The following is a 13059-nucleotide window of genomic DNA, read 5'->3' as shown; positions in this document are numbered from 1 at the left end:
ACTATATTTTTAATATGAAAAAAGCAGAAACAGCTCTTAGCCGTTTCTGCTTTTTCTACTATATATTAAAAGAACTTTAATTTACCTTTTTTAAGAACTAATAAAGGTCCACCTAATAAGAATAGGTAACGGTTATCGATTACTTTCTTCATGAAGGAAGCTTTCCAACCTGTTAACTTTTTGCCCATAACAACGCCCATTGCATCGTCATGGCCTAAAGAACATACAGATCCTTTATTATCGAATACGAATTTCTTCATTTCACCCTTGCCACGAACTAATATAGTTAAGTTGTGTGCAATATTGTAACCTTGTTGAATTGCGATTTGTGCTGTTGGTGGGTATGGACGGTTAATTTCTTCGTTAATGATTAGCGCTGCGTCACCAACCATGAATACATCTTCGTATCCTGGAGCGTGCATGTACTCATCAACTTTTACACGTCCGCGCATTGCTTCAAAGCCAGACTCTTCCACAATGCCGTTACCACGAACACCTGCAGCCCAAACTACTGTTTCAGACTTAATTAATTCCGTATCATCGCCATTTGCAACGATAATACCTTCTTCAGTTGCTTCTTTAATTGCTGTACCGATGCGGAATTCTACGCCTTTTTTCTCAAGTTGTTTTACAGCGTATTCTACCAATGCAGGATCGAAACCTGGAAGTGCTGTTGGAGCAGCTTCTACACAGATGATACGTGCTTTTTCGCGTGGTACATTGTACTGTTTGCAAAGTTCAGGAACACGGTTTGCAAGCTCACCTACGTACTCGATACCAGTAAATCCAGCACCACCAACAACGATTGTTACTAACTCATCGCGCTTTTCAGCTGCATATTTAGCGAAACTAGCTTCCATATGCTCACGAATTTGACGAGTTGCATTAATGTTAGCAATTGAGAATGCGTACTCTTTTAATCCTGTAATTCCGAACGTTTCTGATTCGAAACCAAGACCGATTACTAAGTAGTCATACTCTAACTCGCCGTCTTTTAAGATAATGCGTTTTTCAGCAGCTTTAATTTCTACTACTGTATCTTGCACAAAGTTCACTTTATTTGTATCAATAACGTCTTGAATATCTAGACAGATTTTTTCATCTTCTAATGTACCAGCTGCGCTCTCATGTAACCAAGTCGCTTGGTAGTGATAGCTGTTGTTGTTTACTAGCGTAATTTCAGCTTCATTTACAGATAATGCTTTTTGCAGACGAACAGTCGTAATCATCCCGCCATAACCTGCACCTAAAACTACGATTTTTGGAGTCTTCACCAAATCACAACCCTTTTCTTTATATAATAGTAATAAAAAATAATACCAAGTACTAAAAACTCTATTTGTCAAGAATGTGGAATTTATCACATTCTATATCATAACAAAACGCAGTCAAAAAATCGTACGAATTTTGTCATAGAAATTTAACATAATACTTCCCTATATTAGTCGGTTTTATTCCAGAATTCAAGCGTCTGGAGAATTATCAATATTTTAAAATAACATAGCGTTTTCAAGGGTTTTTTAGCCTTTTTTTCATGTATTTTCCTTTCTGTATATTTTATACAACAAAAAAGAACCTATACGAAAACTTACACACAATTCAGTCGTTTTCAGAAGTATTATGAACTCAAATATGCTATCATTTATTTGAAAGTGTCATCATTTGCAGGATTTTCGTGTACATATGAACAATATATGAAATCAATATCAAAATTCCATCTATAGGGGGAATGAAAGTGGCAGAAAATCAAAAAGTTTACGACATAACAATTATTGGTGGTGGTCCAACGGGACTGTTCACAGCATTTTATGGCGGTATGAGACAAGCAAGTGTAAAAATTATTGAAAGCTTACCTCAACTTGGCGGACAATTATCCGCACTCTACCCTGAAAAATACATTTATGATGTGGCTGGATTTCCAAAAGTGCGCGCACAAGAATTAGTTGATAACTTAAAAGAGCAAATGAAGAAATTTGACCCAACTGTTTGTTTAGAAGAAGCTGTCGATACGCTTGAGAAACAAGCTGACGGTATATTTAAACTTGTTACGAATAAGCAAACTCACTATTCTAAATCAGTTATTATTACTGCTGGCAATGGTGCTTTCCAACCACGCCGCTTAGAATTAGAAGGTACAGCGAAATACGAAAAGAAAAACTTACATTATTTCGTTGATGATATGAATAAATTTGCTGGTAAGCGCGTCGTAGTATTTGGCGGTGGCGACTCAGCAGTAGACTGGACAATGATGTTAGAACCGATCGCTGAAAAAGTTACAATCGTTCATCGTCGTGATAAATTCCGTGCGCATGAACATAGCGTAGAAAGCTTAATAAATTCTCGTGCAGAAGTAAGTACACCGTACGTTCCAGTAGAACTTATTGGTGATGACAAAATTGAACAAGTCGTTCTTCAGCACGTAAAAACTGAAGAAAAAGTTATCATCGATGTTGATGATGTAATTGTAAACTACGGCTTCGTTTCTTCTCTTGGCCCAATTAAAAACTGGGGCTTAGATATACAAAAAAACAGCATCCTTGTGAATTCAAAAATGGAAACAAATATTCCTGGCATTTACGCTGCTGGTGACATTTGTACATATGAAGGAAAAGTAAAACTTATCGCTTGTGGATTTGGCGAAGCACCGACAGCAGTAAACAATGCAAAAGCTTACTTCGATCCAAATGCAAAACTTCAACCGATGCATAGCTCAAGTATGTTTTAATATGCAAAAATAAAGCTCCTTCCATACGTGGAAGGAGCTTTCCTTTTATATAACATGAAAGCACACTGAGTCCGATAAACTATCGAACTCAGTGTGCTTTTCGTCTAAAAAATTATTGTTTTCTTCTTCTACCTAATACGAATAATACTCCGCCAACTAAGAATGAAATTCCCGCACTAACTGACATCATCCATGAATGTGCTGCCCCTGTTTTCGGTAATTCTTTTTCTACTTTTACTTGCGGTTCTTTAATTAACTTTTCCAGTCTTACTTCCGGTTTCTCCGGTTTTACTTCTGGTTTCTCCAGATCTTCCGGTTTCACTTCTGGTTCCTTCGGCTCTTCCGGCTTCACTTCTGGTTCCTTTGGTTCTTTCGGCTTCACTTCTGGTTCCTTCGGTTCTTTCGGCTCTTCCGGCTTCACTTCTGGTTCCTTCGGTTCTTCTGGTATCTTAAAATCTTCTTTTGTTTTCGGTAAAATTGTAACTGTAGGCTCAAGTGGTGGATTTATTTTATCGTCCACTACCGCTCTATTTGTTATCCCTTTACTTGGTGCTGCTTTTACCTTCACTTTAAAAATAATACTACGTTCTTTCGTATCTGTAATTTCTAGATACTTCGCTATTACTTTTCCAAATTCCATTTTTAATTCTACTGGATTTGGTTCAGCCCCTTCAAATCTAATGCTATCTTGCACATACTCTAAACCGGCTGGAATTTCATCTTCTACCTTTACCTCAGCTATTTTTCCATTTTCTACTGTATTTTCAAAGCTAATTCGATATTCGATTTCTTCTCCTAGCTTCGGTTCTTTATTACTTACTGTCTTCGCTGCTTTTAACTTACCATCTTTATATTCTGGCTTTATTGTCGCTGTCGGTTCTATAACTGGATGATTTGGATCATCTACTTGAATGATCGCTTTATTTGTTATTTCTCCTCCAACTTTTGCTGTTTCTTTTACCTTTACTTTAAAGATGACACTTCTTTCTTTCGTATCCATAATTTCTGGATACTTCGCTGTTACTTTTCCATTCTCGACTTTAAGTTCTATTGGTACAGGCTTATCACCTACGGCCTCCAGACTATCTTTCACATACTCTAAACCAGACGGAATTTTATCTTCAATCTTTACATCAACTAACTTCCCGCCATCTACCGTGCCGTTAAAAGTAATTCGATATTCGATTTCTTCCCCTAGCTTTGGTTCATGATTGCTTACTTCTTTCCTTGCCCCTAGTTTCCCATCTTTATATTGCGGTGTAATCGGTATAAGTGGATCAACTGGTGGATTGGTTGGATTATTATCATCCACAACCGCCTTGTTTATAATTTCTTTTCCTACTTGTACCGTTTCTTTTACTTTCGCTTTAAAGATGATACTTCTTTTTTTCGTATCCGTAATTTCTGGATACTTTGCTGTTACTTTTCCATTCTCAACTTTAAGTTCTACTGGATTTGGTTCCGGCCCATCAGACTTTATACTATCCTGTACGTATTCTAAACCAGCTGGAATTTCGTCCTCTACTTTTACCTCAGTTAGTTTGCCGTTTTCTACCGTATTTTCAAAACTAATTCGATATTCTACTTCTTCTCCTAACTTCGGTTCATGGTTACTCACTGTCTTTTCAGCTTGTAATGCACCCTCTTTATGTTGAGGCTGTATCGCGACATTCGGTTTCTCTGGTGGATTTATAGTATCTTCCACAACCGCCGTATTCACAATCGCTTCGCCAATTTTAGCCTTTTCTTTCACTTTCGCTTTAAAGACGATACTTCTTTCTTTCGTATCCGTAATTTCTGGATATTCTGCGAGTACTATGCCGTTTTTCACTTTTACATGCAACGGTTTGGGATTATCCCCCTCAGCTCTTTCGCTACCTTCTACAAACTCTAAACTGTTTGGTAATTCATCCTTAATTTTCACCTTCGCTAATTTTCCGTGCTCAACTACGTTACGGAACGTAATTCGATACTCTACTTCTTCTCCTAATTTTGGAGCTGGGTTATTTACTGTTTTCTCAGCTTTTATTTTTCCATTCTTATACTCCGGTGTAATAATCGCTTCTGGTTTTTGCGGAGGATTCTTCGGATTATCATCATCCACAACTGCCGTATTCACGAGTTTCTTACCGACTTTTGCTACTTCCGTTACTTTCACTTTAAAGATAATACTACGCTCAGCTGTATCAGTGATATTCTCATACTTCGCGATAATTTTCCCAGCTTCTTCTTTTAACTCTACTGGCGCTGGCTCATTACCTTCTGCTTTTAAACTATCCTTCACATACTCTAATCCATTTGGTAGTTGATCCTCAATTTTCACTTCTGCTAGTTTTCCATTTTCTACCGTATTTTTAAAACTAATTCGGTACTCTACTTCTTCTCCTAGCTTTGGATCTTTTTTACTTACCTTTTTATTAGCTTTAAATTTACCAGCTTTATGCTGCGGTGTAATATCTACTTCCGGTCGCTCTGGTGGATTTTTTGTATCATCAACAATTGCTTTATTTACAATTGCTTTGTCCACTTCAACGGAATCTTTCACCTTCACTTTAAAGATAATGCTTCTTTCTTTCATGTCAGTGATATTTTCATACTTCGCACTAACCTTACCAGCTTCTTCTTTCAACTCTACTGGGGCTGGCTTATCACCGTCTGCTTTTAGACTATCTTTCACATACTCTAAACCAGACGGAATTTCATCCTCAATTTTAACCTCTGCCAGTTTTCCATCTTTCACCGTATTATTAAATGAAATGCGGTATTCGATTTCTTCCCCTAGCTTCGGTTTATGATTATTCACCTTTTTATGAGCAGCAATTTTACCGTCTTTATGTTGCGGTGTAATTTTTGCGGTTGGTTCAATTATAGGATGGTTCGGATCATCCACATGAATAATCGCTTTATTTGTAATGTCCTTCCCTATTGTAACCGAGTCTTTCACCTTTACTTTAAAGACAATACTTCTTTCTTTTGTATCCGCAATTTCTAGATACTTTGCCATTACCTTGCCGTTTTCAAATTTCAATTCTACCGGACTAGGCTTAGATCCCTCTGCTTGTAAACTGTTCTCTACATACTCTAATCCAGCTGGAATTTCATCTTCTATCTTCACCTCTGCTAGCTTTCCATCTTTCACCGTATTATTAAAAATAATTCGATATTCGATTTCCTCACCTAACTTCGGTTCATGGTTACTTACTTCTTTTCTTGCCTCAATTTTCCCATCTTTATACTGTGGTGTAATCGGTACATAAGGCTCTTCTGGCAGATTCTTTGTATCATCCACAATTGCCTCATTTACGATTTCTCCCCCCACTTTTGCGCTTTCTTTTACCTTCGCTTTAAAGACAATGGTTCTTTCCTCTGTATCTGTAATAGCTGGATATTTTGCCATTACCTTATTATTTTTCACATGTAGCTCTACTGGTTTCGGTTTAGACCCTTCTGCCGTGATACTGCCTTCCACATACTCTAAACCATTTGGTAATGCATCCTTTATATTTACCTCTGCTAGTTTTCCGTTTTCTACCGTATTTTTAAAACTAATTCGGTATTCTACTTCTTCTCCTAGTTTCGGTTTATGATTATTGGCCACTTTCTGCGCAGCAATTTTACCATCTTTATATTGCGGAGTAATTTCCACATAAGGCTCTTCTGGCTCATTTTTTGTATCTACTACGATTGCTTTATTAACAATCTCCTTGCCTATTTCTGCCTCTTCTTTTACTTTCACTTTAAAGATAATACTTCTTTCTTTTGTATCCGTAATTTCTAGATACTTTGCCATTACCTTACCGTTTTCAAATTTCAATTCTACCGGACTAGGCTTAGATCCTTCTGCTTGTAAACTGTTCTCTACATACTCTAATCCAGCTGGAATTTCATCTTCTACTTTAACCTCTACTAGTTTTCCGTTTTCTACCGTATTTTTAAAACTAATTCGGTATTCTATTTCTTCTCCTAATTTCGGTTTTTTATTGTTTACAAATTTCTCTGCTTTAAGCTTACCGTCTTTATATTCTGGCGTAATTGTTACTTCTGAAGTTGTTGGATCTTTTGTATCATCAACAACTACTTTATTGACAATACCTTCACCAACTTTAAATTCTTCTTTTACTTTCGCTTTAAAGACGATACTTCTTTCTTCTGTATCCGTAATTTCTGGATATTTTGCGATTACTTTTCCATCTTTCACTTTCAGTTCTACCGGATCTGGCTTAGAACCTTCTGCTTTTACACTATCTTTCACATACTCTAATCCATTTGGTAAATCGTCTTCTATTTTCACCTCTGCTAGCTTTCCGTTTTCTACCGTATTTTTAAAGCTAATTCGGTATTCCACTTCTTCTCCTAACTTCGGCGTTTCATTATTTACCGTTTTCTTCGCTTCCACTTTTCCGTCTTTATGCTGCGGAGTAATTTCTGCCGTCGGTGTTTCTGGCGGATTTTTCGTATCATCAATAATTGCTTTATTGACGATTTTTTTACCGACTTTCACTTCATCTTTTACTTTCACTTTAAAAGTGATACTTCTTTCTTCTATATCCGTAATCTCTGAATACTTCGCCATTACCTTACCATTTTCCACTTTCAATTCTACTGGATCTGGCTTAGAACCTTCTGCTTTTACACTATTTTCTACATACTCTAAACCTTCTGGTAAAGTATCTTCTATTTTCACCTCTGCTAGTTTTCCGTCTTCTACCGTATTTTTAAAGCTAATTCGGTATTCTACTTCTTCTCCTAACTTCGGCGTTTCATTATTTACCGTCTTCTTCGCTTTGATTTTTCCGTCTTTATGTTGTGGAATAATTTCTGCTGTCGGTGTTTCTGGCGGATTTTTCGTATCGCTCACAATCGCTTCATTAACAATTGAATCGCTCACTTTACCTTTTACTTTCACTTTAAAGGTAATACTTCTCTCTTTTGTATCTGTAATCTCAGGATACTTTGCCATTACCTTACCGTTTTCAAATTTCAATTCCACTGGATCTGGCTTAGAACCTTCTGCTTTTAAACTATCTTTCACATACTCTAATCCATTTGGTAAATCATCTTCTATTTTTACCTCTGTTAGCTTTCCATGTTCTACCGTATTTTTAAAGCTGATTCGGTATTCCACTTCTTCTCCTAACTTCGGCGTTTCATTATTTACCGTCTTTTTCGCTTCAAGTTTTCCATCTTGATACTGAGGAATAATTTCCGCTGTCGGATTAACTGGCTTGTTTTGCGAATCATCAATAGTTGCTTTATTAATGATTTTTTTACCGACTTTTACTTCTTCTTTTACTTTCACTTTAAAAATGATACTTCTTTCTTCTGTATCCATAATTTCTGGATATTTTGCTATTACCTTACCATTTTCAAATTTCAGCTCTACTGAATCTGTTCCGGCACCTTCTGCTTTCAAACTATTTTCTACATACTCTAAACCTTCTGGTAAAGTATCCTCTATTTTCACCTCTGTTAGCTTTCCGTTCTTTACCGTATTTTTCATACTAATTCGGTATTCTACTTCTTCTCCTAACTTAGGTGTTTCATTATTTACGCTTTTCTTCGCTTTAATTTTTCCATCTTTGTGTAATGGTGTAATTTTTGCTTCTGGTTCTTTCGGATGTTTCATATCATCAACAATTGCCTTATTGATGATTTCCTTACCCACTTCCGCTTCTTCCTTCACCTTTACCTTAAAGACAATACTTCTTTCTTTCATATCCGTAATATTGTCGTATTCAGCAATAACTTTTCCATCTTTCACACTTAACTTTAATGGAGCTGGTTTATCACCTTCAGCCTTTTCACTGCCTTTTACATACTCTAAACCGTTAGGAATTGTATCCTCTATTATTACCTTTTCTAGTTTTCCGTTTTCTACCGTATTCTTAAAGCTAATTCGGTATTCTACTTCTTCTCCTAGTTTTGGTGATGGATTATCTACTGTCTTCTTCGAATCAATTATTCCATCCTTATGTTGCGGAGTAATTCTTTCCTCCGGCTCAATCGGTGGATTTTTCGTATCATCAACAATTGCTTTATTGACAATCTCTTTATCTACTCTTACTTCTTCCTTTACCTTTACTTTAAAGACGATACTTCTTTCTTTCATATCCATAATATCGATATACTTAGCTTTGACTATCCCATTTTCAACAGCTAATTCTACTGGTCCAGGTGCTTCTCCTTCAGCCTTGATGCTATTTTCTACATATTCAAGACCTTTTGGAATTGTATCTTCCACTCGCACCTCTTCTAGTTTTCCGTTCTCAACCGTATTATGAAAACTAATGCGGTACTCGATTTCTTCGCCTAGCTTCGGTTTCTTATTATTAACTACCTTTGTAGCAGCAACTTCACCTTTTTTACTTTGCGGTGTAATAACAACCTTCGATTCAACAGGCTCATTTTTCGGATCTTTTGCAATTGCTTTATTTACAATTGCCTCCCCTACTTTTGCCGAATCTTTTACTTTCACTTTAAAGACAATACTTCTTTTTTCTGTATCCGTAATTTCTGGATACTTTGCCATTACTTTGCCGTCTTCCACTTTTAGTTCTACTGGCTCTGGTTTTATACCTTCTGCTTTCAAACTATCTTTCACATATTCAACACCTTTAGGTAGTGTATCTTCTACTAGCACCGTTTCTAGTTTTCCGTTTTCTACCGTATTATAAAATGTAATTCTGTATTCCACTTCTTCTCCTAGTTTTGGTGTTTGATTCGTTACGTTTTTTTCTACATCCACTTTACCGTATTTATAATCCGGCGTAATCTTTTCTTCTGGATGCTCAGACTGTCCATTTGGCTCACTCACAACCGCTTTATTAACGATCGTTTCTCCCGCTTTTGCCTCTTCTTTTACTTTCACTTTAAAGGCAATGCTTCGCTCTTTTGTATCCGTAATCTCTGGATATTTTGCGATTACCTTACCATTTTCTACTTTTAACTCTACTGGATTTGGTTCAGTACCTTCAGCTCTCTCACTGCCTTGAACAAATTCTAAGTTAGCTGGAATTTCATCTTCTATTGTAACTGCATCTAGTTTTCCGTTTTCCACCGTATTTTTAAAGCTAATTTGATATTCAAATTCTTCTCCTAGCTTCGGCTTCTTATTTGTCGCTTTTTTCTTTGCGACAATTTTACCAGCCTTATGCTGTGGTGTAATCTTCTCTTCTAGATTCTTTGGTGGATTTGTTTTATCACTAACGGTTGCTTTATTAACAATTTCTTCACCAATTTTTGCAGTTTCTTTTACTTTTGTTTTAAAGACAATACTTCTTTCTTCCATATCCATAATTTCTGGATACTTTGCCATTACTTTGCCATTTTCAAACTTCAGCTCTACTGGCTCTGGTTTTGCACCTTCTGCTTTCAAACTATCTTTTACGTATTCAAGACTACTTGGTAATTCGTCTTCAATCGTCAATACATCTAGACGTCCATCTTTTACCGTATTTTTAAAGGTAATACGATACTCTACTTCATCACCTAACTTCGGTGTTTTATTAGATGCTATTTTTTTAGCTTCTATTTCTCCAGGGATCTCTTTTGGAGTCGTAACCGTAATATCTGCATCGTCCTCAGTTTCATACTTTATCTCGGCACTATCTTGTCCCTTTACAACAACGATATTTTTTACTGTTGTATCTGATTGTACAGAATGTTTCACTTTTACTTTGAATGTAATAACGGCACTTTCCCCCGGCTTTAAAACACCGCCGTCTTTAGCATTAGCACCTTCACCAACACGGAAATCAATTTGATTATTTACAAACTCCGCTTCATCATCGCTTGCATCATCTGTTTTATTTCCTTTATTACTTCCAGAAATATATTGTATAGATCCCGGAACATACTCTAAACGATCATCTAATTTATCAAAACCTTTTACATTCGATACCGGCGCTTGATTATTTTTCGTATCATTTTTCACTTCAATTTGATACGTAAACTCTTCACCGGCTTTAATTTCCTTAACTTCTTTACCGGTACTATCTAATGCCTTTTTATCAACTTGTAAGTTTGGAGCATTATGTTCTGTAACAAATGTGGCGTTATTTAATACGTAAATATCACCAGTACCACCATATGCTCTAAAACGCATTTTCCCTTCTTTCAAACCATTCTTTACTTGAGTCGGTCCTTCAAGATGATACGTATGAATGTCAGTACTGAATGAATTTGTCCAAGCTGGTTTATATCCTGGATATTTTTTTGTAACAAACTCGTTAGTGCCATCTACTTGTACTTCTGTCATAGATGAGTCATTAACATCATTATCTTTACCTTTAATATTTTTAAACTTTTGATACCCTAACCCAAAATCATATTCTCCATAATCATAGGCATATCCATCATTATCAGCTGGATCACCTTGCGATGAAAAATAACTAAATTTTGCTTTAAAAGCACCTTCTTTTGGTGTGTTTATTTTATTAACACTAATATCCGTCCAAGCTGTACTTTTTTGAGAAACTAACCCTTCCCAAATTTTCATATCTTTTACTGTTTCTTTATAGTTTTCATAAACTAATATAAGGTTCCAGTTACCCCAGTAATAGCCGCCACCTGTTACATCTTTAATTTGTGGCACATTCGCAACTGTCAACGTTTGAGAAATACCTTGCTGTGCAATTACATTTGTTACATCTGCATACGCAACATATCCTGCACCACTACCTGAGTAATTAGAAATATAGGGTAGATAATCAGCTTTTCGTATGCTATCAGCACGTACCTCTGCATATTCTTTATTTCCCATTTTCATTTTGACTGGTTGTCGTACATCATTATCACTAACTCTTTGATTAACATTTGTACTAGTTACAGTTCCCATTGCAGCTGTCCAAAACAAATACGCCTTTTTCACTTTACTTCCAGCAGGAATGTTAGGAAATGCACCTGTTGACGAATTAAAAGTACTATCATCGTTATCAACGTCCACAGTCATTTTATTCGTTTTATAACCCATACTTTGTCTGCCATAATGATCAGTTGTCAAACCAAGGGTCACATTACCAGTCTGTACTAAATTACCAGGAGCAATTGTAGAATACAGCGGGTCTCCAAATCCTTGTTTATCTCCTGTTTGGATTTGAACCTTCGAAGCATTTTCTGATGCAGCTTGTACTTCTGCATCCTTCTGCTTTATTGTTAGAGGTGATTGCTTTTCCTCTTTTTCTAGTTGCTTTTCAGCTTCAGGTTGTTTTACCTTCTCTATTTCTGTTTTTTGTGTAGATATATTTTTATCTTCTACAGATACTTTTAATTTTCCATCCACTTCTTTAGTTTTTGAATCAGTTGTTGATCCGATAGCTTTCTTACTACTGTCAGCCTCATCATCGGTATTAGCTTCTAACTCTTCTTCAGAAGGAAGCCCTTCAACATCTACAGACATGTTTCCTATTTGCAGTTGATCCTTTTGCACACTAATTTTTTGCTTATACTCTTTATTAAAATGTTGCGCACGACGAGCTTTTATTAATACATTCATTTTTTCATGTGATTTTAAATCTTGAATTTTAAGATTAGAAGAAAGAACCTTTCCTCCATTATCTTTTTCCTCTACATAGAAATCCGCTACCTTATTTTCAAGTAACTTCTCTCCGTTTACTTTCACAGATTGCGAAAGAAACTCAATTCCATTGTCATTATTTTGATTAATTACTAATTCTCGGATTGGTGTATCTCCCGTATTTTCAATCTTATATTGAAATACGTGCTCCCTCTCCGCTACTTCTCCCTTATACATTTCAGCATTCACTTGCTCTGCCTTAATTTTCACATCATTTCCTTGTAACTCATCCCAGCTTTTTTTATTTATCTCTGTAGCAAAAGCACTGGGCGAAGGCAATATGATGGATAGAAGAAGTGTGATCATTGTTACGACATTAAAACACTTCAATACTTGTTTCATATTTTCTACCTTTCTCCTTTCTATATACTTGCTATCCGTCTACTTAATTTCAGTAATCCTTTCATTTAGTAGCCGAATACATAGCAATATATATCCACTCGCAACAATCCGACCTACGAAAATGTATCGTTGAAATCCCAATGTCAACAATATAAATCTCATAGAATATTACTATTTTAATTTATCAAAAATAGCATATATATCGGACACTTATACAAACCTTTACCATATTTTTAATATAGTAAAAACACCGTGCTGTATAGGTTTATATAACAGTTAAAGGATACTTAAAAATTTTAACATACTCATTATCCTATTTATACATACAATAGAAATTTTACCATTTTTTAGTTATTTTCAGTTTGTTTTTTATGATTGAAATTTTCTAAAAATAACAACCGTTACATGTAAAAATATG

General features: G+C 35.8%; 3 protein-coding genes. 1 reads left to right on the top strand and 2 read right to left on the bottom strand.

Annotated features, from left to right (window positions below; all coding sequences use genetic code 11):
* Positions 1-65: 65 nt before the first annotated feature.
* On the bottom strand, positions 66-1274 hold the full coding sequence (locus AC0OM3_RS21140; protein ID WP_474212953.1) for an NAD(P)/FAD-dependent oxidoreductase: 1209 nt from the start codon (positions 1272-1274) through the stop codon (positions 66-68).
* A gap of 461 nt (positions 1275-1735) precedes the next feature.
* Between AC0OM3_RS21140 and AC0OM3_RS21135 the strand changes: the two genes are divergently transcribed.
* Positions 1736-2725, top strand: coding sequence for an NAD(P)/FAD-dependent oxidoreductase (locus AC0OM3_RS21135; RefSeq protein ID WP_000829786.1), 990 nt, complete (start codon positions 1736-1738; stop codon positions 2723-2725).
* A gap of 112 nt (positions 2726-2837) precedes the next feature.
* Here AC0OM3_RS21135 and AC0OM3_RS21130 read toward each other — a convergent pair whose 3' ends face one another.
* Positions 2838-12641: an isopeptide-forming domain-containing fimbrial protein gene (locus AC0OM3_RS21130; protein WP_474212950.1), complete on the bottom strand. Its 9804-nt coding sequence runs from the start codon at positions 12639-12641 to the stop codon at positions 2838-2840.
* Between the last annotated feature and the right edge of the window lie 418 nt (positions 12642-13059).

The sequence above is a fragment of the Bacillus sp. FAU20 genome, assembly GCF_056033865.1.
This window is presented reverse-complemented; position numbering and strand designations above follow the sequence as displayed.